Source organism: Bradyrhizobium guangdongense, from assembly GCF_006483445.1.
Classification (GTDB): domain Bacteria; phylum Pseudomonadota; class Alphaproteobacteria; order Rhizobiales; family Xanthobacteraceae; genus Bradyrhizobium; species Bradyrhizobium guangdongense_A.
In genome coordinates, this window is the sequence record NZ_PPPT01000181.1 from 1 (window position 1) to 25222 (window position 25222).

General features: G+C 64.5%; 22 protein-coding genes. 13 read left to right on the plus strand and 9 right to left on the minus strand.

All coding sequences use genetic code 11. From position 1 onward, the window contains the following. Window positions 1–158: 158 nt before the first annotated feature. The 4 genes from C2U70_RS25140 to C2U70_RS25155 all read right to left on the minus strand — a co-directional run bounded on the left by C2U70_RS25140 (window position 159) and on the right by C2U70_RS25155 (window position 4320). On the minus strand, window positions 159–419 hold the full coding sequence (locus tag C2U70_RS25140) for a SemiSWEET transporter (protein ID WP_140981320.1): 261 nt from the start codon (window positions 417–419) through the stop codon (window positions 159–161). A 52-nt stretch (window positions 420–471) separates the two neighbouring features. Continuing rightward, window positions 472–1929, minus strand: coding sequence for a glycogen synthase GlgA (gene glgA / locus C2U70_RS25145; protein ID WP_140981321.1), 1458 nt, complete (start codon window positions 1927–1929; stop codon window positions 472–474). Then, window positions 1926–3188: a glucose-1-phosphate adenylyltransferase gene (gene glgC, locus C2U70_RS25150; RefSeq protein ID WP_140981322.1), complete on the minus strand. Its 1263-nt coding sequence runs from the start codon at window positions 3186–3188 to the stop codon at window positions 1926–1928. The genes glgA and glgC overlap by 4 nt, the downstream gene beginning before the upstream one ends. A gap of 136 nt (window positions 3189–3324) precedes the next feature. Next, complete coding sequence (locus C2U70_RS25155) at window positions 3325–4320, minus strand: ABC transporter substrate-binding protein (RefSeq protein ID WP_140981323.1); 996 nt, start codon at window positions 4318–4320, stop codon at window positions 3325–3327. A 208-nt stretch (window positions 4321–4528) separates the two neighbouring features. Between C2U70_RS25155 and C2U70_RS25160 the strand changes: the two genes are divergently transcribed. The 7 genes from C2U70_RS25160 (at window position 4529) to C2U70_RS25190 (ending at window position 10508) form a co-directional block, all read left to right on the plus strand. Beyond that, window positions 4529–4975: a hypothetical protein gene (locus C2U70_RS25160; RefSeq protein ID WP_140981324.1), complete on the plus strand. Its 447-nt coding sequence runs from the start codon at window positions 4529–4531 to the stop codon at window positions 4973–4975. 194 nt (window positions 4976–5169) lie between these two features. Continuing rightward, complete coding sequence (locus C2U70_RS25165) at window positions 5170–5640, plus strand: hypothetical protein (protein ID WP_140981325.1); 471 nt, start codon at window positions 5170–5172, stop codon at window positions 5638–5640. An 18-nt stretch (window positions 5641–5658) separates the two neighbouring features. Continuing rightward, a complete protein-coding gene (locus C2U70_RS25170; RefSeq protein WP_140981326.1) occupies window positions 5659–6258 on the plus strand; it encodes a hypothetical protein in 600 nt (199 codons plus the stop codon). A gap of 232 nt (window positions 6259–6490) precedes the next feature. Beyond that, window positions 6491–7336 carry a CmcJ/NvfI family oxidoreductase gene (locus C2U70_RS25175; protein ID WP_140981327.1) on the plus strand — a complete coding sequence of 282 codons (846 nt, stop codon included), beginning with the start codon at window positions 6491–6493 and terminating at the stop codon, window positions 7334–7336. Between the two features lie 104 nt (window positions 7337–7440). Further along, on the plus strand, window positions 7441–7755 hold the full coding sequence (locus C2U70_RS25180) for a septal ring lytic transglycosylase RlpA family protein (RefSeq protein ID WP_140981328.1): 315 nt from the start codon (window positions 7441–7443) through the stop codon (window positions 7753–7755). Between the two features lie 47 nt (window positions 7756–7802). Then, window positions 7803–8972: a Gfo/Idh/MocA family protein gene (locus tag C2U70_RS25185; RefSeq protein ID WP_140981329.1), complete on the plus strand. Its 1170-nt coding sequence runs from the start codon at window positions 7803–7805 to the stop codon at window positions 8970–8972. A 60-nt stretch (window positions 8973–9032) separates the two neighbouring features. Beyond that, window positions 9033–10508, plus strand: coding sequence for an AMP nucleosidase (locus C2U70_RS25190; RefSeq protein WP_186294456.1), 1476 nt, complete (start codon window positions 9033–9035; stop codon window positions 10506–10508). A 9-nt stretch (window positions 10509–10517) separates the two neighbouring features. Here C2U70_RS25190 and C2U70_RS25195 read toward each other — a convergent pair whose 3' ends face one another. The 3 genes from C2U70_RS25195 to C2U70_RS25200 form a co-directional block, all read right to left on the minus strand. Further along, window positions 10518–11828: an ABC transporter substrate-binding protein gene (locus tag C2U70_RS25195; protein ID WP_140981331.1), complete on the minus strand. Its 1311-nt coding sequence runs from the start codon at window positions 11826–11828 to the stop codon at window positions 10518–10520. Window positions 11829–12318: 490 nt separating this feature from the next. Continuing rightward, window positions 12319–12465, minus strand: a complete 147-nt coding sequence (locus C2U70_RS33170; RefSeq protein WP_186294457.1) for a hypothetical protein — start codon at window positions 12463–12465, stop codon at window positions 12319–12321. Beyond that, window positions 12462–12737, minus strand: a complete 276-nt coding sequence (locus C2U70_RS25200) for a hypothetical protein (protein WP_140981332.1) — start codon at window positions 12735–12737, stop codon at window positions 12462–12464. Before C2U70_RS25200 ends, C2U70_RS33170 begins: the two co-directional genes overlap by 4 nt. A gap of 107 nt (window positions 12738–12844) precedes the next feature. Between C2U70_RS25200 and C2U70_RS25205 the strand changes: the two genes are divergently transcribed. The 5 genes from C2U70_RS25205 (at window position 12845) to C2U70_RS25225 (ending at window position 21232) form a co-directional block, all read left to right on the plus strand. Further along, window positions 12845–15937, plus strand: a complete 3093-nt coding sequence (locus C2U70_RS25205) for an ATP-binding protein (protein WP_140981333.1) — start codon at window positions 12845–12847, stop codon at window positions 15935–15937. Between the two features lie 495 nt (window positions 15938–16432). After that, the gene (locus C2U70_RS25210; protein ID WP_140981334.1) at window positions 16433–17563 is read left to right on the plus strand and encodes a sugar ABC transporter substrate-binding protein; all 1131 of its coding nucleotides are present in this window, start codon (window positions 16433–16435) and stop codon (window positions 17561–17563) included. A gap of 66 nt (window positions 17564–17629) precedes the next feature. Then, window positions 17630–19171: a sugar ABC transporter ATP-binding protein gene (locus C2U70_RS25215; protein WP_140981335.1), complete on the plus strand. Its 1542-nt coding sequence runs from the start codon at window positions 17630–17632 to the stop codon at window positions 19169–19171. Then, complete coding sequence (locus C2U70_RS25220) at window positions 19164–20276, plus strand: ABC transporter permease (RefSeq protein WP_140981336.1); 1113 nt, start codon at window positions 19164–19166, stop codon at window positions 20274–20276. The genes C2U70_RS25215 and C2U70_RS25220 overlap by 8 nt, the downstream gene beginning before the upstream one ends. Next, window positions 20273–21232, plus strand: a complete 960-nt coding sequence (locus tag C2U70_RS25225; protein WP_140981337.1) for an ABC transporter permease — start codon at window positions 20273–20275, stop codon at window positions 21230–21232. Before C2U70_RS25220 ends, C2U70_RS25225 begins: the two co-directional genes overlap by 4 nt. Window positions 21233–21245: 13 nt before the next feature. Here the strand turns inward: C2U70_RS25225 and C2U70_RS25230 are convergent, their stop codons facing one another. Then, on the minus strand, window positions 21246–22145 hold the full coding sequence (locus C2U70_RS25230) for an SMP-30/gluconolactonase/LRE family protein (protein WP_140981338.1): 900 nt from the start codon (window positions 22143–22145) through the stop codon (window positions 21246–21248). A 169-nt stretch (window positions 22146–22314) separates the two neighbouring features. Continuing rightward, on the minus strand, window positions 22315–23538 hold the full coding sequence (locus tag C2U70_RS25235) for an SMP-30/gluconolactonase/LRE family protein (protein ID WP_140981339.1): 1224 nt from the start codon (window positions 23536–23538) through the stop codon (window positions 22315–22317). Window positions 23539–23887: 349 nt separating this feature from the next. On the opposite strand from C2U70_RS25235, the gene C2U70_RS25240 reads away from it, so the two are divergent. Continuing rightward, window positions 23888–25213, plus strand: coding sequence for a hypothetical protein (locus C2U70_RS25240; protein ID WP_140981340.1), 1326 nt, complete (start codon window positions 23888–23890; stop codon window positions 25211–25213). The last annotated feature ends 9 nt before the right edge of the window (window positions 25214–25222 follow it).

Consider the following 25222-nt stretch of genomic DNA (forward strand, 5'->3'; position numbering starts at 1 on the left):
CCTCTCCCCTTGTGGGAGAGGGTGGCTCGCCGCTCAGCGGCGAGACGGGTGAGGGGTCTCTCTCCGCGAGCGACACTCTTGCATTGGAGTGCGCTGAGATAACCCCTCATCCGGCGCTTCGCGCCACCTTCTCCCACAAGGGGAGAAGGAAGAGGTCGTCACCCGTATTTCAGCTTCATGTACAAAATGCCGCCCGCAAGCACGAAGGTGATCGCGTTGGCGACGACGAGCGGGGCATCGCCGGACAGCAGGCCGTAGACGAGCCACAGCACGATACCGAGCACCAACACGAGGAACATGCCGAGCGAGATGTCCTCGGTGGAGCGGCTCTTCCAGACCTTGATGAATTGCGGAGCGAAGGCGAGGGTGGTGCAGGTTGCGGCCGCAAACCCCAGCATTTTGACGACGAACGGTTCCATGCCGGCTGCATAGCATGGATTCGCTGATGGGAAATGCGGCAGCGAACCCCGTTCAAACCCGGCGTGACACCATGATGTCGCGATAGAGCGCGGCATATTGGCCGGCCCGGTTGCGCCAGGAGACGTCGGTCGCCATGCCGCTTTGCTGCAGCCGGCGCCAGGTCACATGATCGTGAAACGCGATGTTGGCCTTGCGCAGCGCGGCGCCGAGGTTGTCCGATGTCACCGGGCCGAACTTGAAGCCGGTCGCAGCATTGCCCGATGAATCGGCCTCGCCGATGTCGACCACGGTATCCTCCAGGCCGCCGACGCGCGCGACGATCGGGACGGCGCCATAGCGCAGCGCGCAGAGTTGCGTCAGGCCGCATGGCTCGAAGCGCGACGGCACGACCAGCGCATCCGAGCCCGCCTGCACGAGATGCGCGAGGATCTCGTCATAGCCGATCACGGCGGCGATGCGGCCCGGATGGGCGCGCGCCGCAGCCTTGTAGCCTTCCTGCAGGTCCGAATCCCCGCTGCCGAGCAGCGCGAGCTGCATGCCCTCGCCGAGAACGGTCGGGATGTTCTGCAGCAGGAGGTCAAGGCCCTTCTGCCACGACAGCCGGCTGATGACACCGAGCAGCAGCGAGTCCGGCGAGGGATCGAGGTTGAATTGCCGCTGGAGTGCCGCCTTGTTCGCTGCGCGAAACGGCAGGTCCTCGGCGCTGAAGCGGTAGGCGATGTGCGTATCGGTTTCCGGATTCCAGACGGACGTGTCGATGCCGTTGAGGATCCCGCTCAGGACGCCCGACCGCTCGCGCAGCAGGCCGCCGAGCCCCATGCCGCCTTCATCGCTCTGGATTTCCTGGGCGTAGGTCGGCGACACCGTGGTGATGCGATCGGCGAATTGCAGGCCGGCCTTGAGCAGGCTGATCGATCCGTAATATTCGACGCCATGGATGTTGAACGAACCGGGCGGCAGCCCGAACGGGCCCAGCATCTCGTAGGGAAACTTGCCCTGATAGGCCATGTTGTGGATGGTCATGACGGTGCCGGGCCGCGGCCGGTCGGCGTAGTGCAGATAGGCCGGAGCGAGCCCTGCCTGCCAGTCATGGGCGTGCACGATATCGGGCACGAAAGAGGGGATGGCACCAAGCCCGATCTCCGCCGCCATGCGCGAGAGCGCGGCGAAGCGCAGGCCGTTGTCGGGCCAGTCGTGCCCTTCGGATGTCAGATAGGGATTGCCGGGCCGGTCGTACAAATGCGGCGCGTCGAGCACGAAGAGATCGAAGCCGTCGCGCGCGCCGCCGAGCACGCGTATCGGGCCGCCGAAGAATTCGGGCCAGCGCAACAGTTCGTCGGCGTCCGGAAGCGCGCGGATGACGCTCGGATATCCCGGCACCAGCGTTCGCATGTCGACGCCATGCGCCGCCAGCGCAGAGGGAAGCGCGCCGGTGACGTCGGCCAGCCCCCCTGTCTTGATAATCGGATAGATTTCGGAAGCGACCGCAAGGACGCGAATGGACGTCATTTATTCAACCCGTCGATCATCGTCTGGGTGATGAGCGAGATGCCCTGGTCGGTGGTGCGGAACCGCCTGGCGTCCTCCAAGGGATCCTCGCCGACGACGAGACCTTCGGGAATCTCGACGCCGCGGTCGATCACGACGTTTTTCAGCCGCGCACCGCGTCCGACATTCACATACGGCATGATCACGGCGTTCTCGACATTGGCAAAGGAATTGATGCGCACGCCGGTGAACAGCAGCGAGCGGCGCAGCGATGCGCCCGAGATGATGCAGCCGCCAGAGACCAGCGAGGTCACCGCCTGGCCGCGCCGGTTCTCCTCGTCATGGACGAACTTTGCCGGCGGTGTGATCTCGGCGTAGGTCCAGATCGGCCACGAGCGGTCGAACAGGTCGAGCTCCGGCACAACGTCGGTGAGGTCGATATTGGCGGCCCAATAGGCATCGACGGTGCCGGCGTCGCGCCAGTAGGAGCGGGGATCGTCGCCCGACCTCACGCAGGAGCTCGAGAACTGGTGCGCGATGGCGCGGCCATGCTTGACGACATAGGGGATGATGTCCTTGCCGAAATCATGGCTCGAATTCGGATCGTCGGCGTCGCGCTTCAGCTCGTCGAACAGGAATTTGGAATCGAAGACATAGATGCCCATGCTGGCGAGCGACTTGTCGGGCTTGCCGGGCATCGGCGGCGGATCGGCGGGCTTCTCCAGGAACGACTTGATGACGCCGTCGTCGTCGATGTCCATGATGCCGAAGCCGGAGGATTCCGCACGCGGCATTTCGAGGCAGCCGACCGTGACGTCGGCGCGGCTCTCGACGTGCTGCTTCAGCATGATTTCGTAGTCCATCTTGTAGACGTGATCGCCGGCGAGCAGCACGATGTATTTCGCGCCATGGGATTCGATGATGTCGATGTTCTGGTACACGGCGTCAGCCGTGCCGACATACCACATGTTCTCCGAGACGCGCTGGCTGGCGGGGAGAATGTCGAAACTCTCGTTACGTTCCGGGCGGAAGAAGTTCCAGCCCATTTGCAGGTGCCGGATCAGGCTGTGCGCCTTGTACTGGGTTGCGACCGCGATGCGGCGAATGCCGGAATTGACCGCGTTGGACAATGCGAAATCGATGATGCGGGACTTGCCGCCGAAATAGACGGCAGGCTTGGCGCGCCGGTCGGTGAGCTCCATCAGTCGCGACCCTCGTCCCCCGGCCAGAACAAAGGCCAGGGCTTGGCGCGCCAGCGGCTCATTTCCAACTCTACTCATGTCATCCTCCCGAGGACGCTGATTTATCGCTTCAAACCTTCCGTTCTCGAAAGGCCGGCCGGGCCGCCACGGCATCGAATTCTAACGGCACGGATAACAATTCGGAAAGCGGCATGTTGGTTGCTCGGCCGTTCTCTCATTCGACCACTTCGTCGGCGAGCGTCAGCAGGGTGGCCGGCACGGTGATGCCGAGCTGCCTGGCGGTCCTGAGGTTGACGATCAGCACGAATTTGCTGGCCTGCTCGACAGGGAGATCGCCGGGATGTGCGCCCTGGATGATCCTGGCGGCGTAGATGCCGGCGCGCCGGAAGTCGTCGAGCAGATCGGCGGAGTAGCTCATCAGGAGGCCCGCACGCGCCCAGTCGGTGTAGACGTCGAGCGTCGGCTTGCTCGTGGCCGCGGCCAGCGGAATGACGCGCGCCATGTTGTTGTAGAGTACGGAGTCGCCGGAAATGTAGAACGCGCTGACCTCGTCCTTCACGCCCGCCGCGAACGCCGCGTCGAGGTCGTCGAGCGTCTTGATCAGATAGGGTGAGAGCGCAAAGCCGAGTTTTGGCGCGACGCGTCCCAGCGCACTTTGCTCCATCGCTGCGAGTACGCCGGCTTCGGTCCCGATCATGCCGAGGCGCGTCAGGTTCGGCACCAGTTCCTTGAAGAAACCGAAGCGCTTTTCGGTCAGGCTTTCCTCGCCCCCGACGGCGTTCATCACATTGCCGGTCGCCATCCCGCCGGGCTTCGTGTAGCTCCGCACGAGCCCGTACGCGATGGGGTCGGCCGCAAACGAGGTGAAGACCAGCGGCGCGTTCGGCAATTCGTCCCGCATCGTGCGCACGGCCGCACCTGAGGCGACGAAGACGCGAGGTTTCAGTGCGTCGAGCTCCCTTGCAAGTCCGGGCAGCCGCGAGAAGTCGCCATTCGCAAAACGCAACGCGAGCGTGTAGCCGGTCCCCTCGACGAGGCCCATCTCCTTCAGGCCCGCGCGCACCGCCTCGACCCGTTGCCGGGCAAGCTCCGCGCCTCCCGGTACCAGCATCGCGATGACAGGCGGGCTCGCATCCTTTTGGGCCAACGCGGCCGCCGGCCAGGTGGCCGCGACACCCGCCGCAAGCCGCAGAAAAGCCCGCCGCTTCATGCGGTTTCCCCCCGAATTGCCCGAATTTCGGGCCGGCTCGATCAAATCACAGGGATCGGCCCGGGGCCAGCCGGGGCGGGGCGGCTTCGGCGTCACCTGTCTCTCGATTTCCCGCGTTTTGTGAAGTGGCGCCTACCCCGGGGTCGGGAGGAAGTGGTAGGCTGCGTCATATTTTTCGAATTGCTTACTTATATGATTGGATTCAGCGATGGCCTCCGCTTACGGACTGCTTGGCCTGTTTCGACTGCTGACCGTCGGACTCGCCTACCTGACAGGTCCCCAGGATCAGCTTCAACCGGCGCGCAATCTCGAAGCCGCCTGGCAGGTGCTGGCGCCTTGCGCCGAGACCGTCTCGTTCGACGGCGCCTGGACGATGTCGCTGAACGAGCATGGCGGCGCGATCGTCAACAGCGATCGGCACGGACAGCGGCTTCAGGGGCATTGGGAGCTGCTCGATGCGAAGGCGCAATCCTATCGCATCGACGTGCTGGCTTTCGGCAACGATTTTGTCGTCGTGCCGACCGCTGCCGGTTGCCTGCTCGGCTCGGGGACGCTGCACAAGGTCGATCTGAAACTGAGCTGGTTCATGCGCGACAAGCCCGACCGCGAGGATCTGGTCGCCTCGGTGTCTCCAGCGCATGTGACAATGAAGTAGCTGTCCAGCCACGCCGCACTCGGCCAAACTCGCTGGCCAGAACATTGCCGGCGGCGCCCCTCCGCCGGCTCCGCGCGCCTTGTGCGCTGCACGCGGGATCGGAACCGCAAATCAAGGCTTTGACTCAGCGCAAATAAATTCGATCATGGTGTGCGATCTTTTTCCGAGCGAAACGTCAGACAGGGAGTAAGGCGATGAGTATCTGGAAAACGGCGATGGCCTGCGCGCTGGCGAGCGTCGTCATGGCCGGTCAGGTGGAGCAGGCCGCGGCGGCGCCGATGCCGACCAATGTCGCAACGATGAAGGCAATGGTCACTGACGACACGACGCCGGTGCATTGGCGCGGCGGCGGCTGGGGTTTGGGCTTCGGTGCCCTTGCGGCCGGCGCCATCATTGGCGGCGCCATCGCGAGCGCGCCTTATGGTTATGGCTACGGCTATCCAGGCTATGGCTATGGCTATGCGCCGGCCTATTACGGTTATGGCCCCGGCTACGGTTACGCGCCGTCCTACGGCTATGCCCCGTCCTATGGCTACGCGCCGTACTACGGCTATCGCCGCTACTATCGGCCCTATCGCGTGGTGCGTCCCTATTATGGCCCGCGCTACGGTTACTATCGGCCGTACCGCCCCTACGTCCGTCACTACTATCGCCGTTACTGGTGAGCACGGCGGGAGGCATCCATGGCAAGCCAGGCGCATTTCTATCTGAACTGGGCCAAGGAACGGATCGACGAGATGGACGCCATGCTCGGCACGCTGGAGAGCAGGATGAGCCAGCTCACGGCTGACGCGCGCGCCGCGACGGAAAAAACCGTCGTGGACCTGCGCGGCCGGCGCGAAGCGTTCTTCGGCGAGATGAAGAAGCAGGGCGAGGCGGGCGAGGCTGCCTGGGCGCAAGCCAAGCAGCAGCTCGACACGCAATGGACGGCCTTTCAGGGCGAGGCCAACAAATATCTCGAGAAGGCGATGCAGCAGGCCAAGCAGCAGCAGACCGCCTTCGAGGAGATCGGCGCCGCGCAGGTCAAGGCGTGGCGGGAGGCTGCGGAGAAATTCCAGGCCTCGTCAGCCGAATTCGCCACCGATCGTCGCGCCAAGATGGAAGCAAGCGCCCAGGAAATGAAGGCGGGCGCGTCGGCCGCGGAAGCAAGACTGCAGGAGCTCGCCAAGGCCGGCGCGGCATCCTGGAGCGCCTGGAGCACGGCGCTCACGGAATCGCGCGCCGCGTTCGACCGCGCCAATCAGGCGGCGTGGGACTCGTTCAAGCGGTCGTCCGGGCAGTAAGTCAGAGCGAGAGCCATCCGTGCAGCCGGCCCCGTTGGGCCGGCTGTTTCATTCCCGGATCAAGTGGTCGTGAGCAGAGAACGAGACCTTCGGCGCAACCGCAATCGCCGAAAGATTCGTGCTGCATATGTCGCTGTCGGCAACAGCCTTGTTGCTATTTACATCGCGCCCCTTGCCGCCCGATGCTCGCCGTCAAAAATCAAATTGACGATGAACCCGGGAGATCCTGGCCATGGGCCTGCAAGAAACAAAAATCGAATCGCTTCCCTTCGTCACCGCCGAACTCAACTATCTCGCACCGACCTCGGGCAAGCCGCGCACTTACGCGTTCGATCCACCGCCGGGCGAGCCCAAAAGCACCTCGCTGCCCGAGCCGCATCAAGTGCCGATCTTCGACGCGCGCCTGATCGCCGACAATTTCTCGCTCGACCGCGAAGGCTTTGGGCTGGTGCGCCACCCGACGCGGGTGAAGGACTTCTATAACGACGAGGAGGTGAGGTCGGTCTACTATCCCGCCGTCGTGGCGTTTCTCAGGGCAACGCTCAAGGCCGATCGCGTCGTCATTTTCGATCACACCGTGCGCAAGCGCGTCGACGGCGCGGCCGACATCCGAGGCGGCGGTCCGCGTCAGCCGGCGACGCGCGTCCATGTCGACCAGACCATTCTCTCCGGTGCGAACCGCGTACGCGAGCATCTGCCCGATGAAGCCGACGAGCTGCTGAAGGGCCGCGTGCAGGTGATCAATCTCTGGCGCCCGATCCGGGGTCCTCTGAGGGATTCGCCGCTGGCGATGGCCGACGGCACCACCGTTGCGCCTGACGATCTCGTCGCCTCCGACCTGATATATCCGAACCGGCGCGGCGAGACCTATTCAGTCAAGTACAATCCCAATCACCGCTGGTTCTATTTCCCGGAGATGACGCCGGACGAGGCGCTGCTGCTGAAGTGCTACGACTCCGCAACCGACGGCCGCACCCGCTTCGCTCCGCACACTGCCTTCGTCGATCCGACCACGCCGGCGGACGCCGCCCCGCGCGAAAGCATCGAGTTGCGGACGCTGGTGTTCCACAAGCCGTAACAATCTTTGATGGACCTGCCGGGATCGTTCCCGGCAGTTCCATCGGAACTTCCGGGAACAGTCAGACGTTTGAGCGCGGGGCAGGGCCAACCGGGAGCGGTGCCGTGCGAGCGCTGACGATTTCATCGATCTGTGTTGCGACGTTTTCTCTTCCCGTCCTCTCTGACGCCCATGCCGAAAGCGGGCTTGCCTCATACTACGGATATAGCAAAGCCGGCAAGAACGGGGAGATGACCTGTGCCCATCGCACGCGTGCGTTCGGCAGCGTGCTCAGGGTGTCCTATGGCGGTCGCTCGATTCAATGCCGCGTCAATGATCGCGGTCCCTTCATCCGTGGCCGCATCGTCGATCTCTCCGTCCCCGCCGCCCGCGCGCTCGGCATGATGAGCGCAGGCGTGGTGCGCGTCTCGGTGGATTAGGCTGGCAGCCGCGCTATAGTGCCGCCCAAACCGGGGGCGAGGGCGCGATGGCAAGGATCAGGGTGGGGCTCGTGGGCTGCGGCTTCGTGTCGGAGCTGCATATGTATGCCTACAAGCGTGTCTACGGCGTTGACGTCGAGGTCAGGGCGGTGGCGGCGCGGGGCGATCAGGTCGTTGCGTTCGCACGCCATCATCAGATTCCATCAGTCTATCGCAGCTTTCGCGATCTGATTGCGGACGCCGAGATCGACGTCGTCGACATCTGCACGCCGCCCAACCTGCACACGACGATGATCGTCGAGGCCATGCAGGCCGGCAAGCACGTCATCTGCGAAAAACCGTTCGCCGGCTATTTTGGCCGCGAAGGCGACAGGCAGCCGATCGGCAAGCATGTGCCGAAGGCGCAGATGTACCGGCACGTGCTGGAGGAGATGGACGCGACCCGCGCCGCGATCGAGAAGAGCGGCAAGCTCTTCATGTACGCCGAGGACTGGGTGTATGCGCCGGCCGTGACCAAGACAGCCGAGATCATCAGGGCGACGAAGGACAAGATCCTGTTCATGAGGGGCGAGGAGAGCCATTCCGGGTCGCATGCCGCGCACGCCGCGCAATGGGCGATGACCGGCGGCGGCTCGCTGATCCGCATGGGCTGTCATCCGCTATCGGGCGTGCTCTATCTCAAGCAGGTCGAAGCCAAGGCGCGCGGAGAGAGCATTCGCGTTGCCAGCGTCACCTGCGACGTCGGCAACGTCACCGCCGGCCTCAAGCCGGAGGAGCGCGCCTACATCAAGGCCAATCCCGTCGATGTCGAGGATTGGGGCACGCTGACCGCGACCTTCTCCGACGGCACCAAGGCCACGATCTTCTCCGGCGACATGATCATGGGCGGCGTGCGCAATCTCATCGAGACCTATACGTCGGGCGGTGCGCTGTTCGCCAACATCACGCCGAATACGCATCTCGTCAGCTACCAGACCTCCGAGGAAAAGCTTGCCCCGGTCTACATCACCGAAAAGGTCGACCGCAAAACCGGCTGGCAATATGTCTGCCTCGAGGAAGAATGGACGCGCGGCTATCTGCAGGAGATCCAGGACTTCATGGAATGCGTGGCGACCGGGCGGCAGCCGCTGTCGGACCTCGCGCTCGCCTATGAGACGATCAAGGTCAATTATGCCGGCTATTGGGCCGCGGAGGAGGGCCGGCGCGTGACGCTGTGAGGCCGTCGGTGTGATATGCTGCCAGGCAGCAAGCCACCGCACGAATCGAGTCCGTCACCGATGATCGAATCCCCGCCGCCGCTCCCCACGCAAGCCTTCACCGATGCCGAGGCGGCCGTCGCCCGGCTGGAGGAGATCTACGACCGCAACACCCAATTCCTGCGCGACCGGTTCGAGGCCTATCTCAACGGCCAGTCCTTCGCCACCCATGTGCGCGCCTGCTACCCCTTCGTCCGGATGACGACCGCCACCCACGCGCGGCTGGATTCGCGTCTCTCCTACGGTTTCGTCGCCGGGCCCGGCGTGCACGAAACCAGCGTGACGCGGCCGGACCTGTTCCGCTCCTATCTCACCGAGCAGATGCGCCTCCTCATCGAGAACCACGGCGTGCCAGTCGAGATCGGCGAGTCCAATGAGCCGATCCCGGTGCATTTCGCCTACCGGCGCGACATCAACATCGAGGCGGCACTCACCAACGACGCCGTCGGCATGCGCTCGCTGCGCGACATTTTCGACACGCCCAACCTCGCGACGATGAATGATTCCATCGCCGACGGCACGATCGAGCTGCCGCCGGGGGCGCCGGAGCCGCTGTCGCTGTTTCGCGCCGCGCGCGTCGACTACTCGCTGCGCCGGCTCTATCACTACACCGGCACCGATCCCGAGCACTTCCAGAATTTCGTGATCTTCACCAACTACCAGTTCTATGTCGATGCCTTCGTGCAACTGTGCCAGCAGCGTCTGGCCGCGGCCGAGGCGGGCCTCGATGCCTTCGTGGCGCCCGGCAACGTCATCACGCACAATGCGCGGCTCGGCGGTGGCACGGAGGGGACTGCGCCTCCGCGCGTCCCGCAGATGCCCGCCTATCATCTGGTGCAGCCGAACTATCGTGGCATCACGCTGATCAATATCGGGATCGGCCCCTCCAACGCGCGCAACGTCACCGACCATGTCGCGGTGCTGCGGCCGCATGCCTGGCTGATGATCGGTCATTGCGCGGGCCTGCGGAACACGCAGCGGCTCGGCGACTATGCGCTGGCCCATGGCTATGTCCGCGAAGATCACGTGCTCGACCGTGAGCTGCCGCTCTGGGTGCCGATCCCGGCGCTTGCCGAGGTGCAGGTCGCGCTCGAGGAAGCGGTCGGCGAGGTCACCGGCCTCGAAGGATTTGAGCTGAAGCGGGTGATGCGCACCGGCACGGTCGCAAGCGTCGACAACCGCAATTGGGAGATCGCGGGGCCATCCGTCATCCGCCGCCTGTCGCAATCGCGCGCGGTGGCGCTCGACATGGAATCCGCCGCGATCGCCGCCAACGGCTATCGCTTCCGCGTCCCCTACGGCACGCTGCTCTGCGTTTCCGACAAGCCGCTGCACGGCGAGATCAAGCTCGCCGGCATGGCCAGCGAGTTCTACCGCCAGCGCGTCGGCCAGCATCTGGAAATCGGCCTGAAGGCGCTTGAGCGCCTCAAGCAGCAGGAATCCGAGCGCCTGCATTCGCGCAAGCTGCGCAGCTTCGCCGAAGTCGCGTTTCAGTAGCCGGCAGCCCTACGCCGCATACACCGACGATTTCGGCAGCGGGAACACCGGCGCCTGGGTCTGGATGTTGGTCGGCCAGACCACGGAGATGTGCTCGCCCGCGTTCTGCATCACGACCGGCGTCGAGCGCTCATTCTGGCCGGAGAGCGGTGTGCCCGGCGGGAAGAACTTGACGCCATAACCCTGGATCGTGCCGCCGGCGGGAATGTCGACGTCGAGCGCCGCCTTGCGAATGGCCTCAGGCTCGAAGCTGCCATACTTTTCCTTGGCCACTGGCAGCACGTTGTTGAGCAGCACCCAGGTCTGGTTAAAGCCCATCGAGCAGTGCGGCGGCACGTCGGTGGCGCCGGTCTTGGCCTGGTAGCGCGACACCATGGTCTTGATCAGGTCGCCGAGCCCCGGTGCAAGCTTCGCCGGGTCGAGCAATTGCGCAGGCACCGGATCGATGTTGCAGAAATTGTCGATGTCGGCGGCGAAGGTCGCGCGCAGCTTGTCGAGCTGGCTGTAGCCGGCGCCGTTGCCGAACAGCATCTTGAAACGCAGCCCGCTCTCGCGCGCCTGGCGCAGGAACAGCGTGATGTCGGGATTGTAGCCGGCATGCGAGATCACGTCGGCCTTGGCGCGCTTGATCTTGGTGACGAGCACGGAGAGGTCGGGCGCCGAGGCCGAATAGCCCTCGCGCAGCACGATCTGGAGCCCGGCCTGCTTGGCATAGGCTTCGTCCGCCGCAGCAACACCGACGCCGTAAGGACCGTCCTCGTGGATCAATGCGATCTTGACGTCCTTGGCATCCATGCCGAGCTTGGCCTGCGCGTGCTCGCTCATGAAGCCGGCAAAGGCCTGGCCGTACTGGTCGGAGTGGATCTGGGCGCGGAACACATATTGCAGGTTCTTGTCCTTGAACACGGCGGTCGACACCGCGGTCGTGATCCAGAGGATCTTCTTCTGCTGCTCGACCTTGGCCGCGAGCGGCACCGCATGCGCGCTCGCATAGACGCCGAGGATGATGTCGACCTTCTCCTGGTTGATCAGGCGTTCGGACTCGTTGATCGCGACGTCGGGCTTGCTCTGGGAGTCGGCGGCGACGGGCGCAACCTTGTACTTGCCGCCGATGCCGCCCTTTTCATTGACGAGGTCGATCGCGGTCTGCGCGCCGATCGAGGAGGCGACCGAGCCGCCGGCCGCGAATGGTCCGGTCAGGTCGTAGATGACGCCGATGCGCACCGTCTCGGCCTGGGCCTGCGCGCGCGTCCAATCGAAAGTGAAAGCGGCTGCGGCCGCGGCGGAAGTCTTGAGCAGCGTTCTGCGTGACGTCGGCATCGTGTTCCTCCCACTGAACCGTCGTTTTCGGACTGGCAACTTCTGCGCTTTTTGCGAAGTATCCAGAGGGAGGATTTGAAAGTCAACACGCGCCGGCATAGGCGATTTGGCTAACTCGCCTGTTCCGCGTTGCACTTCACCGCAAATGATCGGCGATCAATGCGGCAGCCAATGGCGGGCGACCTCCTGTATATCAGGGCGTTGTCGCTCCCGGCGGGGCTGATCCGTTGTGTCGGCAGGCGGCAGCGCGTCGTCGTATACGTCGAGTAACACCCGCTGCTGGTGCCAGCGATACACCGATTCCAGGAATGCGATGAACAGGCCGCGTCGGCCGTGCCGGTATCTGCGCAAGACGAAGCTTGCGGCAACGAAGGGGGCGTGTCTCATGGTCCGCGCCTCCAACGTCTTGCGGCACGCAGCCGGGGCGCCGATGTCGCGATCGTCTCAAATGGGCAGGTCATGACAAGCTCCGCTCTTGAAAATGGATTGATCAACGCGGCGCGGGATTGAGCACGGGGCTGCGCCACAAGGCGACCGCCTGGTTCGGAGGTGCTCCGACGAAAACCCAGATGCAGACCGCAGTGACGACCGAGGCACCGAGACACCACACCGCGAGCCGCAATCGGTCGTTGGTCATGGCATCGCCAGCGCCACCGCGAATTCGGCGTCCGGCAGACCCGGGCCACCGGTTGCAAGAACCGCGGCGGCAAAAAGCAGGACGCTGAAAAGCGCGTATCCGAACATGATCCAACCGTCATGGTCGGGCACGCTGACGGGTGACTGAAAATCGGGCTTGGGGGCAAATGTTGTCATGGCTAGGCTCCATTCCATATTGCGGCAAATAGACGGGCCGGTTGCGGCATCGGCGGCCCTCAACCGGTAAAAATCGCTCCAACTGATGGCGATCACTTCACAGATCGCCGGCCGATTTTCTGCTAGCCTAGGCGTACGGCCGACGAAGTCCTGAAAGGCGGCCGAAGAAGTTGCGAAAAAATTTCGAACTGGGATGTTCCGCGATGGCGACCATCCACGCTTTCGGGCCCTTTCGCCTCGACGCCGAGGCGAATGTGCTGTTTCGCGACGGCCAACCGGTCGCGCTCGGACAGCGCGCGGTGGCGCTGTTGCGGATCCTGGTCGAGCGTCCCGGCGCACTCGTGAGCAAGGACGATCTGATCGAAGCCGCGTGGTCGGGACTGGCGGTGGAGGAGAGCAATCTCAGCGTTCAGATCTCGGCCTTGCGCCGCGCGCTCGGCGAGGCCGGTGGCGCGGACTGGATCGAGACCATGCCACGCCGAGGCTATCGCTTCGTCGGTCCAACGGTTCGTCTTGAGAGCGCGCACGCTGCACTTGCTTCATCTCCGTCGCCGCGACGCATGACCCAACCGGCCGCAGGCGATGGTACGACTGTGCGCGACCCGCACGAGACGCCCTCGCAGATGATTGTCGGCCGCACCGCGTCGCTGGAAGCGCTCGACCGCATGACGGAAAGTGTGCTGGCCGGGCGACGGCAGGTCGCCTTCGTCACGGGCGAGGCGGGCATCGGCAAGACGGCCTTCATCGCCAAGGCCGTTGAGCGGCTGAAAGAGCAGGGGTTCGATCTCCTCTCGGGCCGTTGCACCGAACGTTTCGGGATCGACGACGTCTTCCAGTCGCCGATCGACGCACTGGCGGCGCGTTGCCGCGCGCCCGATGGCCATGATCTGCTCGCGACGATCCGCACCCATGCGCCGACCTGGATGCTGCAGATTCCCGACGCGATCGACGCCAGCGAACGCGCCGCCGTGCGCGACGAGGTCTTTGGCGCGACGCGCGAACGCATGGTGCGGGAATTCTGCGAGCTCGTGGAGGCGATGAGCGCGCGTCAGCCCTGGGTCGTCGTGCTCGAGGATCTGCACTGGAGCGACCTCGCGACGCTCGACGTGCTCTCGCGTTTTGCGCGCGGAACGGCTGCGGCGCCGGTGCTCGTGATCGGCTCGTACCGGCCGGCGGACAGCGTCATCGACGCGCATCCGATCAGGCGGCTGCATCAGGATCTCGAGATCCACGGGCTCTGTGCGCGGCTGGCGCTCGAACCGCTCGCGCGTGACGACGTCGAGCACTATTTGGCGCTTCGCTTCCGCGATCCGCAACTGGCATCGGCGCTGTCGGAGCCGGTATTCGAGCGCACCCATGGTCAGCCGCTCTTCGTTACCTCACTGGTAAAACACTTCATCGATCTCGGCGCCGTCGTCGAGACCGACGGCACCTGGCACCTCGCCTTGCCCGCGGCGATCACCGGGCACGATATCCCCGACGACCTCCTCAACATGATCACCCACGAGATCGGTCGCCTGACGGAGGACGAGCGGCGCCTCGTCGACGCCGCGAGCGTCGCAGGTCTCGAGTTCTCCGCAAGCCTGGTCGCGGCCGGCCTGTCGCGCGATGCGATTGAGACAGAGCGTCAGCTCGAAGCGCTGGCGCGAAAGGATCATCTGCTGGTCCGCTCCGGTGCGGGGGAGTGGCCCGACGGGACCTATTCCGGGACTTACGCCTTTCGCCACAACCTCTACCAGAACGTGGTCTACCGGCATCTCGCCCCCGGTCTGCGCGCGCAGACGCATCATCGCCTGGGCAAGCGGCTGGAAGAGGCCTATCGCGGCCGCGCCGCCGAGATCGCGTCCACGCTCGCGCTGCATTTCGAGCAAGGTCGGGATTTTCCAAGCGCGCTACGCTATCTCGGCCAGGCGGCGGAAAACTCCACGCGCCGCCTCGGCCACGAGGAAGCGATCAACTACCTGTCGCGTGCGCTTGCGATCCTCGATCGCATCGGCACGTCAGCGCAGGACGCGGTCCGCATGGCGTTCCTGCGCCAGCGGAGCTGGGCGCGGCGATCGGCCGGCGACCTCGCGGGCTCCGTGGACGATCTCAGGCAGGTGATCGCGCTGACGGCTGCGGCCGGCGAGCTTCGTCAGGAGGTGGGCGGGCTGCTCGCGGTCAGCCGTTTCACCCTGCATGCCGATCGGCGCGTGTGCCTCCAGGCCTCGGACGAGGCGCTGGCGAAGAGCGAGGCCCTGGCCGACGACGCCTTCAAGGCCATGGTGCAGGGAAGCAGCGCCAGCACAAACCTCTGGCTGAAGGGATGGGACGCGCGCGACGCGGCGCTCTGCGAGGAGGCGCTGCGCGTCACCGCCGGCGCACGCGATCACAGCACGCTGATCAGGCGCTGCGGCATCGAAGGCATTCTCGAATGCCTGCGCGCGCGCTACGAGGCGTGCCGGCAGACCGGCACCGACGGCAAGCGGCTCGCGCAGGAGGTCGGCGACGTCTATGTCTTCGTGCTGTTCAACTCGATGGAATCGACGGCCTTGATCCATCTCGGCCAATGGCGCCGATTGCAGCGGGAGACGATCGCGGCGCTCGCGCTCGCCGAAAAGAACGCCAACCCGCCGGCGATAGCGCTGTGCCGCCTGGCGCTGGCCTGGCTGCACGTCGAGGCGATGGATTTTGCCGGCGCGCGCGATCTGTGCGAGGGCGTCGATGAAGGCGTGCTCGCGGAAAACCCGTTCGCCTTCTTCTACCAGCGCGCCGTGCTCGCAAAAGCCTTTGTCGGCCTCAACGAGCCGCAGCGCGCGAAGAACCAGTTCGACAGCGTGCAGCGCCGGCTCGACTCCGATGCCATCATGCTCGACTACACGATCTATGCGCAGCTCCATCACTGTCTCGGCGAGTACGGTCTCAGGACCGGCGACATCGCGCTGGCGCGGCGGGCGGCCGACGAGCTCTACGCCTATGTGGCGCGTGCGCCGGACCTCAATCATCTGGCGCAGGCGCACGGGTTGCGGGCCCGGATTGCAGTGGCCTCGGGCGACCGCGACGAAGCGCTGGCGAACCTCACGACGGGCTTCTCGATCGTCGACAAGGAAAACTTTCCGCTCGCGGCCTGGCGCGTCTATGACAGCGCCGCCGAAGTCTTCACCGCCATCGGCGACGTCAAGCGCGCGGCGACCTATCGCAACCGCTTCGCCGACGTGATCCGCACGCTCGCCGACAATTTTGCTCCCGACGATCGCCTGCACAAATCCCTGATGGCGGCGCTCGCGACGCGGATGGCGGACGGTTCGCGAAGGTAGCCATGTGCGAGGAAAAATGATCGCGATCAAGAAGCGCTATGATCACGATCAAATGATCGGACGATAGCCTGATGGTCGTGCGGCGCGCGCTGCGTCAGCTTCGTTATGTTGCTGAACAGGAACCGGCGAGTCCCTGCCAGTTTTCCCAGAGTCTCATTCTTTTGACGACGCGCTTGCGGGGGCAGGCTCTGGGAAGCCCGGCGTGTCGTTTGCTGCGATGTCTCGTCCATTCACGTGGCGCGATACGAGATGCGGGCATCCATTTGTCATCTGTGCATTTTCAGCTCGCTTCCGTAGCACGGTAGCGGTTCCCGCGATCGTGATGGCTTTCCTTGGCGTGTGCGATGTCTGCCGCGACCTGCGGTCGGCCTTCGGCTTGTGCGCATCGAAGGTTGCGTGTCATGTTAGCTACGCAATTGCACGGGAAGCCAAATTCCCGGCACGGCCGTTTGGCCATTCATGGGTGGAACGCAAAAGATTCTAAGGAGAAGGGACATGAAGTTGACGCTTCGTCTCGCGGGGCTGGCTTGCGCCGGCCTGCTGCTAACCCCGGTCACTGTTCTGGCAGGCCCCAAAGTGGTGTCAGGCCCGGGCGCCGATCCCGGATGCTTCAAGCCTTGGTCCAGTTCGACCAAGTTCTTCCAGTGGGACAAGAAGCCGGGCCCCTACAAGATCGCGCTCGTCAACGGCTTCGTCGGCAATACCTGGCGCATCCAGATGGTGAAGACGGCAAAAGCCTTCGCCGAGCAGCCCGGCATCAAGGAGCACATCAAGGAGTTCAAGGTGGTCTCCACCGGCACCGATGTTGCAGCGCAACTCGGTGCGATGGAGGATTTCATCAATCAGGGCTTCGACGCCATCGTCACCATCGCCGTGGCGCCCGACGGTTTTGACCGCATCATCCGCCTCGCTGACAAGAACAACGTGGTGGTCGTCCCCTTCGACAATGTCCTCGACACCGACAAGGTGATGATGGTCAATGAGGACCAGAAGGAAATGGGCCGCATGTCGGCCAAGTGGATCATCGATGAAAGCGGCAAGAAGGCCGGCGACATCCTCGAGGTCCGCGGCTTGCCCGGAAATTCGGTCGATCGTGACCGCCATATCGGCTTCCGCGAGGTCATGGAAGCGCCCGGCAACAGCTTCAAGATCACCGAAGTGGTCGGGAATTGGGACACCGGCACCTCGCAGAAGGTGACGGCGGACGCGCTTGCGGTTCACGGCAAGTTCGATGGCGTGTTCACGCAAGGCGGCTCCGACGGTACGGTGCAGGCGATGATGGCGGCCAAGCATCCCTTCGTGCCGATGTCGGGTGAGGGCGAGAACGAATTCCGCAAGCAGATCGCCACCTATGCCAAGGACGGGCTGAAGGGCATGTCCTACGGCCAGTCGCCCGCCCTGGTCGCCATCGCCACCAAGGCCGCGATCTCGGCGTTGCAGGGTAACGTCATGCCGCAACTCATTTCGATCCCGATTCCGGTCGCGACCTACAAGGACCTCAAGCCCGGCACCAACTACTGGCCCGAGCTCAATGCGAACTTCTTTGCGCCGAACCAGTTCACGCCCTGCGGCGTGAATTTCACGGCGCCGGAGATCATGTCGCAGAGCGAGAAGAACACTCAGTGATCGCAAGCGATACGTTACAGTCGCGGCCCGGCGTCAGCCGGGCCGCCGCTGTGTGAGCAGTAAGCCATGCCGTCAGTCCCCCCGACGCAACAAGCCTTCCTCGCATTGTCAGGCATCTCCAAACGCTATGCCGGCGTGCGGGCGCTCGAGGGCGTCGACTTCGCCTGCGAGCGGGGCAAGATCCACGCCGTGCTCGGCGAAAACGGTGCCGGCAAATCCACGCTGATCAAGATCATTGCCGGCGTGGTGCAGCCCGACGCCGGCACCATGCGCCTTGCCGGGAACGAGGTGAGCTTCGCGTCGCCGTCCGCCGCCAATGCGGCCGGCGTGGTCTGCATCTTCCAGGAACTGTCGCTGATGCCCGACCTTTCGGTCGCGGACAACATCTCGATCGCGTCGCCCCCGCGCCGCTTCGGTCTGATCGACGCTCGGGCGCAGCGGCGGCGCGCCGAGGCGTTGCTGGCGGAGATCGGCTGCGAGGACGTCAATCCGCTGATGCGGGCCCGCGACCTGCCGCTGTCGCGCCGCCAGATCGTGGAGATCGCCAAGGCGCTCGGCAAGAAGCCGCAGCTCCTGATCCTCGACGAAGCGACCTCGGCGCTGACCAGCGCCGACGTGGAAAAAGTCTATGCCATGCTGGCGCGGCTCAAATCCGAAGGCGTCGCCATTCTCTACATCTCGCATCGCATGCACGAGGTCGAGGCGTTGGCCGACCGCGCTTCGGTGTTCCGCAACGGGCGGCACATCGAGACCTTCGACAAGGGCATGCGCTCGACCGCCGATATCGTCCAGCTCATGATCGGGCGCGACATCGCGACTCAGTATCCGCCCAAGCCGGCGCGCAAGGCGGGACGGCCGATGCTGGCACTCGAGAACCTGTCCTGGGAGGGCCGTCTCGACCGTATCTCGCTTCGCATCGGCGCGGGCCAGATCGTCGGGCTCGGCGGCCTCGACGGCCAGGGTCAGAAATCCCTGCTGCTTGCCTTGTTCGGCGTTCTGCGCGGCGTCAGCGGCCGCGTCATGGTCGAGGACCGTGAAGTGCGCGCCGGCTCGCCGGCAGCAGCGAAGGCGGTGGGCATCGCGCTCGTTCCCGAGGACCGCAAGACCGAAGGCCTGATGCTGCCGATGTCGATCGCGGACAATCTGGCGATTGCGTCGCTCGGTGCGATCTCGACCGGTCCCTTCGTCGACTCCGCCAAGGAGGACGCCGCGGTCAAGCGCGCGATTGCCCGGCTGCAGATCAAGATCGGTGCTCCCACCGATCCGGTGTCGACCCTGTCGGGCGGTAATCAGCAGAAGGTCGTGCTCGCCAAATGGCTGATGACCGATCCGCGCATCATCCTGCTCAACGATCCCACGCGCGGCATCGACGTCGGCACCAAGCAGGAGCTCTACCGGCTGATGCGCGAGCTCGCCGACCAGGGCGCGGCAATCCTGTTCTATTCGACCGACTATGACGAGCTCATCGGCTGCTGCGACCGCGTGGCGATCATGTATGACGGGCGCATTGTGCGCGAGCTCGAAGGCAGCGAATTGACCGAGACCAACATCATCGCGAGCGCGTTGAACATCGATGCTACGGCCGACGGCGGGGTCGCCCATGCTTGACGATGTCGCCATCAAGGTCCGTCAGAATGTCGGCATCGTCACCGCCGTCCTGCTGTTCTCTATCCTTTATGTGCTTTACAACCTCGCTCACCCCAGGGGCTTCTCCTCCGCCGTTCTGGTTCAGAACGGTAACGAGATCTTTGCGCTCGCGATGGTCGCAATGGCCCAGACCGTGCCGGTGCTGGCATCGGGGCTCGATCTCTCGGTCGGCGCCGTCATGACGATGGTGGGTTGCTTTGCGAGCTATCTGCTGACAGGCGCGGCTGCCGGCGCGCCGCTGCATCTCGACATTTTTGGCCTGCATCTGGCCCTCGGCACGTTTCCCGGCGGGATCACTGGCATCCTGCTCGGGATCGTCCTGTGCCTTGCAATCGGCACGGCGGCCGGCTTCATCAATGGGTGCGTCGTCGTCTACGGGCGGATCCAGCCGATTATCGCGACGCTTGCGACGGGCGCGGTCTATATCGGCATCGCGCTGTTCCTGCGCCCGACGCCGGGCGGCAAGATCGACGAGGATCTCAACTGGGCGCTGACCAATTCGCTCGGCGACTTTGCCGCGACGGTGCACATCTTCGATGACGGTGCCGCCGGCTGGTTTGCGCCGATCGCGTGGATTCCGGTGCCTTTCGTGCTGATCGTCCTGATCGCGCTCCTTGTCTGGGTGCCGTTCCGGCGTTCCGTTCTCGGCCGCGCGGTCTATGCGGTCGGGTCGGCCGAAGGTGCGGCCTACATGTCGGGCCTTCCGATTGATCGCGCGAAGATCGCGGCCTTCACGCTTGCCGGCTTCTTTGCCGGCTGCGGCGGTCTTTTCCTGGCGATCCAGACCTCGTCGGGCAACGCCGACATTCCGCAGGCCGGCGCCTATACGCTCAACTCCATCGCCTCAGTCGTGATCGGAGGCACATCGCTGCTCGGCGGCACCGGCAGCGCGATCGGCTCGATCTTCGGTGCGATGGTCTTGCGCGTCATTTCCTTCTTCTTCCGCATCTTCGATATCGCGCCCTTGCTGCAGCCTCTGTTCGAGGGGTTGATCCTGCTGGCGGCCGTCAGCATCGGGGCGCTCGGCGTCCTGCGCGTCAAGAACACGTTGGAGCTGTTCCGATGAATTCGGCCTCGCTCAGCCTGTCGCGCGACGATCGCCCGATCCTGATTGCGGCCCTGTTCATCCTCGTCATCCTGGCGGCGGGCACCGTCTACACGTTTGCCCGCTTCGGCAGCGCCCCGCTGCTGTCGCCGACCTATCTCCTGCAGCAGCTCCAGATCGGCGCCTTCTTAGGCGTCGTGGCGGCCGGCATGATGATCGTGATCCTGATCGGCCAGATCGATCTGTCGGTGCCCTGGACACTCGCAGCCGCCGCGATGATGGCGACCTCGATCGGAGGGCCGCTCGCGATTCCCGTTGGGCTCGCGATCGGTCTCCTGGTCGGCCTCGTCAATGGCATCGGGGTCGCCTATCTGCGCGTCCCGTCGATGATCTTCACGTTGGGTGTCAACGCGGTGATGCGCGGCCTGATGGTCGCGCATACCGGCGGCTATGCGCCGCAGACCGCAGCAACCGACCTGATGCGAACGCTCGCCTCCGACCGTACGCTGGGCATTCCCCACGCCCTGTTCGTCTGGGCCGCGGTCTCGGTGCTGGTCGTGGTTATGCTCCAGCGCACCGCGCTCGGGCGTTACATCTATGCCATCGGCAACAAGGAGGCGGCGGCCTATCTCGCCGGCGTCGACACCCGCCGCGTGACGGTGATCTGCTTCGTGATCTGCGGCGGCGCGGCCGCGCTCGCGGGTGTGCTGCTGGCCGGCTATTCCACAAAGGCCTATCAGGGAATGGGCGATGCCTATCTGCTGCCGGCGATCGCGGCAGTCGTGATCGGCGGCACCAATATTCTGGGCGGCCGGGGCCGCTATCTCGGCACCCTGATCGGCGTCGTGCTGATCGTGCTGCTCAACAGCGTGCTGTCCATCATGGAGATGCCCGAGGCCGGGCGGCAGGTGATCTACGGCCTCGTCATCATCTTCATGCTGCTGGTGTACGGGCGCGGCGAACGTGTCGTGAGCTAGCCCGTTTCGTTCCTCAAACCGCCGCACGCGTGTTGAGATAGATCGAGTAGAGCGACGTCTGTCCGCAGATGTATAGCCGGTTGCGGCGTGGGCCGCCGAAGCAGACATTGGCGACGATCTCGCCGATCGGGATGGTGCCGATATGCGCACCGTCAGGCGCATAGCAGAACACGCTGCGGCCGGCCGACGTCCAGATGTTGCCGTGGATGTCGCAGCGGAACCCGTCGTACAGACCGTCGGAGCAGGTGGCGAACAGCCGGGTATCTCCTGTTCCTTGCCCCGACACGTCATAAGCCCAGATGGTTGCAGGCAGTCCGCGCACATGCGTTGCGCCGGTATCGGCGACGTAGAGCAGCGTCTCGTCGGGCGAGAAGGCCAATCCGTTGGGCTGCACCCGGTCGGACACGACACGTGTGATTGTCCCCGTGTTGCCGTCGATCCGATAGACGTTGGAGGCCCCGATCTCGGAAGGGCTTTGCTGCCCTTCGTAATCGCTATCGATTCCATAGGTCGGGTCCGAGAACCAGATCGAGCCGTCGGACTTGACGACGGCGTCATTGGGCGAGTTCAGCCGGCGGCCTTCGAATTGATCCGCAAGCACGGTGATCGAGCCGTCGTGCTCGGTCCGGGTAACGCGCCGCATGAAATGCTCGCAACTGACCAGCCGTCCCTGACGGTCCGTCGTGTTGCCATTGGAGTTGAAGCTCGGCGAGCGGAACACCGACACTGATCCGTCCGTCTCATCGAAGCGCATCATCCGGTCGTTCGGAATGTCGGACCAGACGAGGTAACGGCCAGCCGGGAAATAGGCCGGGCCTTCGGCCCAGCGGCAGCCCGTAGCGAGCTTTTCGAGATTGACGTGGCCGATGACCAGCCGTTCGAAGCGCGGATCGTGGGTGACGTAGGGGAGCATGCGTCCTCCTTGAGCAATCCCAGGTTCTGAGCGCCTGAGCGTTTGCGCCTGTCACTCTCATCAACCCGATCGAATTGGCAAGATCGCTTTTGCAACACTGCACTTGCGGAATGCAACACGGCGCCGGCACATGTGCCGACGCCGCCATCGCGTCGTCGTTCAGACCGGTTCAGCCCGGCCCAGCGCCCTGCGTTGCCGTGAACACGGCGTAGAGCGACTGGCTCGCTGCCATGAACAGGCGGTTGCGCTTCGGCCCGCCGAAGGTGATGTTGCCGCAGACTTCGGGCAGGCGAATGCGACCGATCAGCTTGCCGTCCGGTGTCCAGATCGTCACGCCGCTATAGCCGACGGCGCGGCCGGCATTGCTGGAGGCCCAGAGATTGCCCTGGACGTCGCAGCGCAGGCCATCCGGCCCGCACTTCACGCCGTCGACCATGCAGTCGCTGAAGCGCTTGATGTTCGATACCTTGTTGTCGGTGCCGACGTCGCCGACGAAAATCTCGCCCTTGCCGCCGGGGCCGGTATCGCCGGGTCCCTTGCCGGTCGAGGCGATGTAGAGCTTCTTGAAGTCGGGCGAGAAGCAGAGGCCGTTCGGATCCGGCACCTGCTCCTCGGTGACGACGAGGTCGAGCCGGCCCGACGGATCGACGCGATAGCAATTGGTCGGCAACTCGCGGCGGCCCGGCACGAAGCCGGCCGGCTGACCGATCTTCGGGTTGAGCTTGCCGCCCGCATTGCTCGGTCCGCCCGCAACGTCGGGCTCGCCCTCATAGAGCTGGCCGCCATAGGGCGGATCGGTGAACCAGTAGCTGCCGTCGGGATGCGCGACGACGTCGTTCGGCGAGTTCAGCTTCTTGCCGCCGAAATTGTCGGCGAGCACCGTTGCGGTGCCGTCGTGCTCGTAGCGTGTAACGCGGCGGGTGAGGTGCTCGCAGGAGAGTTGCCGTCCCTGGAAGTCGAACGAGTTGCCGTTCGAGTTGTTGGAGGGCGTGCGGAATACGCTGACGCGGCCGTCATCCTCGGTCCAGCGCATCTGCCGGTTGTTGGGAATGTCGCTCCACAGGAGATAGCGGCCCTGCGCGCTCCAGGCCGGACCTTCGGCCCACAGCAGTCCGGTATAGAGACGCTTGATCGCCGTGTTGGGCTGCGCGAGATCGTTGAAGGACGGATCGACTGCGATGATGTCAGGATCCCAGAAATAAGTCGTTGGCGCGCCGTTCGGTCCGAAATCGCGCGGCGGCGTGGTGATGGTCGATGGCGGTGCCACGGGGCCGGTTTGCGCCAGCGCACCGCTGGCTGCTGCTATGGTGGCGCCGGCGCAGGCCGCGAGCCCCTGGACAAGTCGTCGTCGTGAAAGCGCAGAATCTCGTTCGCATTCGTCTTGCGGCGTCATCGCGTCCTCCCGGTTCTGTGTGCGCTGGCCGGTTGATCCGGCCGAGCAACCCAAGGTTAATCCGGTCTGCGCCCGGTTGCGAGCGCCGTGTGTTATCCGTGAGTCTCTTGAGGGGTTGAGGTGTGCAATGCGAGACGATGCAGCGAATTCAGTTTGTCACGCGCGGGCCATCATGTTGCCAAAGTGGGTTGCGGATGAGCGAATGATTGCAATCATCAGGTCGTGCGACGTGCGGCGATTTGCCCCCGTATTTCCTCAGGTTGTGTGAAGCAATTAATACACCCGGGTGCCGCTTTCCGCCAAATTCCGGGCCGACAAGGTTCACTGAGCAGGCGCAAGGGAGGCCGACATGAGAGCGGCAGGGGTTGTCGTCATTCTGGCCATGATCGCAGGCTCGTCGTGCCGGGCCGATGAGTGCGCGAGCTTTTCCGCGAGCACCATGAAGGCGAACGGCGCGGTGGCCATGGCGAAATGGCGAACCGACTACCCGTCGATGCGGCTCAACCCTAACGATCAGCAGCCGTGGGAAGCGATCAATTTCCGCACCAAGCCGGCCGATTACATGAACGCCGTGCTCGGCACTGCGAAGTCGTCCTTCAAGATCGCAGACCGCAAGCTCGTCGGCACCGGCCAGGAGGAGTGGTGGATCTCGCAATGGCTCGACTATGGCTTTTCCGGCCGGGAGCCGTTGATGGGACTGACCAAGGAGCGCAGCCCGGATGCCAAGGATCTCTCCAAGACCAGCGGCGACAAATATCAGGTCTGGGCGGTCGGCTTCTACAACAGGCCTGGGGCCGCCGTGTTCGGTGATGTGTTTGCCGAGCCCTGCGATCCGTCCTTCCCGGTCGCGATCAAATTTCCATTCGACACGGCGTCGGTCAAATTCCTGTTCACCGATGCCTCACCCGACGAGGTGACGTATCTGCAGGGGGCGCCGGAATACGATGCCTTCATCGACCCCGTGCCGACAGGGTCGGGTCCCCCAGGTCACCCGGCCAACACGCGCTCGATCCGGACATTGCGTCTGCTCCAGGTCGACATTTCGGTAAGGGATCGCCGATCGACAGAGACCGGATGGGTGTTCGGGACGTTCGTCTGGCGCGGCCCGCCGACGGGCGACAAGCTGTTCGATAATCTCGTGCCGGTATCGCTGCAATGGGGCAACGACCCTGGCGTCTATAACAACGCGATCCGTGAAGGCTGGACCAATCCCGATCTGCTCGGTGTGACCTATGGCTGGGACGAGCGTCCGACCATGGGCTTCAACGGGCGCGCCAATGGGCCGGCCGACAATATCCGTTCGTCCTGCCTGTCGTGCCACGGCGCGGCACGCACGCCGCGCGCCTCGATCGGGCTGCTCGGCAGCAGCTTCAAGATCGCCGACCTCACCGATCCCATGAAGGTCAAGGCCCATGTCGACACCTGGTTCCAGAACATCAAGGCCGGCCAGCTCTTCCAGTCGTTCGAGCCGGCGGCATCCGCGCTCGACTATTCGCTGCAGCTCGAGGCGGCGGTTGTGCGGATGTGCCAGGCGTGCCAGTTCGGCGATCTCCGGGGTCCGACGCCCAAAGTCTGTCGCGCCACCGGCTTCTACAACCGCCCGGTCTGTAACGCGCCAGTTGAAACGAGCCTCCGGGAACGGCTGCTCAGCCTCGTGCCGCCGCCCCGGCAGTAACCGCTGCCG

Coding starts and splice junctions, on each gene's coding strand:
- C2U70_RS25140 (WP_140981320.1), bottom strand. CDS start 419: ATGGAACCGTTCGTCGTCAAAATGCTGGGGTTTGCGGCCGCAACCTGC.
- glgA (WP_140981321.1), bottom strand. CDS start 1,929: ATGACGTCCATTCGCGTCCTTGCGGTCGCTTCCGAAATCTATCCGATT.
- glgC (WP_140981322.1), bottom strand. CDS start 3,188: ATGAGTAGAGTTGGAAATGAGCCGCTGGCGCGCCAAGCCCTGGCCTTT.
- C2U70_RS25155 (WP_140981323.1), bottom strand. CDS start 4,320: ATGAAGCGGCGGGCTTTTCTGCGGCTTGCGGCGGGTGTCGCGGCCACC.
- C2U70_RS25160 (WP_140981324.1), top strand. CDS start 4,529: ATGGCCTCCGCTTACGGACTGCTTGGCCTGTTTCGACTGCTGACCGTC.
- C2U70_RS25165 (WP_140981325.1), top strand. CDS start 5,170: ATGAGTATCTGGAAAACGGCGATGGCCTGCGCGCTGGCGAGCGTCGTC.
- C2U70_RS25170 (WP_140981326.1), top strand. CDS start 5,659: ATGGCAAGCCAGGCGCATTTCTATCTGAACTGGGCCAAGGAACGGATC.
- C2U70_RS25175 (WP_140981327.1), top strand. CDS start 6,491: ATGGGCCTGCAAGAAACAAAAATCGAATCGCTTCCCTTCGTCACCGCC.
- C2U70_RS25185 (WP_140981329.1), top strand. CDS start 7,803: ATGGCAAGGATCAGGGTGGGGCTCGTGGGCTGCGGCTTCGTGTCGGAG.
- C2U70_RS25190 (WP_186294456.1), top strand. CDS start 9,033: ATGATCGAATCCCCGCCGCCGCTCCCCACGCAAGCCTTCACCGATGCC.
- C2U70_RS25195 (WP_140981331.1), bottom strand. CDS start 11,828: ATGCCGACGTCACGCAGAACGCTGCTCAAGACTTCCGCCGCGGCCGCA.
- C2U70_RS33170 (WP_186294457.1), bottom strand. CDS start 12,465: ATGACCAACGACCGATTGCGGCTCGCGGTGTGGTGTCTCGGTGCCTCG.
- C2U70_RS25205 (WP_140981333.1), top strand. CDS start 12,845: ATGGCGACCATCCACGCTTTCGGGCCCTTTCGCCTCGACGCCGAGGCG.
- C2U70_RS25210 (WP_140981334.1), top strand. CDS start 16,433: ATGAAGTTGACGCTTCGTCTCGCGGGGCTGGCTTGCGCCGGCCTGCTG.
- C2U70_RS25215 (WP_140981335.1), top strand. CDS start 17,630: ATGCCGTCAGTCCCCCCGACGCAACAAGCCTTCCTCGCATTGTCAGGC.
- C2U70_RS25220 (WP_140981336.1), top strand. CDS start 19,164: ATGCTTGACGATGTCGCCATCAAGGTCCGTCAGAATGTCGGCATCGTC.
- C2U70_RS25225 (WP_140981337.1), top strand. CDS start 20,273: ATGAATTCGGCCTCGCTCAGCCTGTCGCGCGACGATCGCCCGATCCTG.
- C2U70_RS25230 (WP_140981338.1), bottom strand. CDS start 22,145: ATGCTCCCCTACGTCACCCACGATCCGCGCTTCGAACGGCTGGTCATC.
- C2U70_RS25235 (WP_140981339.1), bottom strand. CDS start 23,538: ATGACGCCGCAAGACGAATGCGAACGAGATTCTGCGCTTTCACGACGA.
- C2U70_RS25240 (WP_140981340.1), top strand. CDS start 23,888: ATGAGAGCGGCAGGGGTTGTCGTCATTCTGGCCATGATCGCAGGCTCG.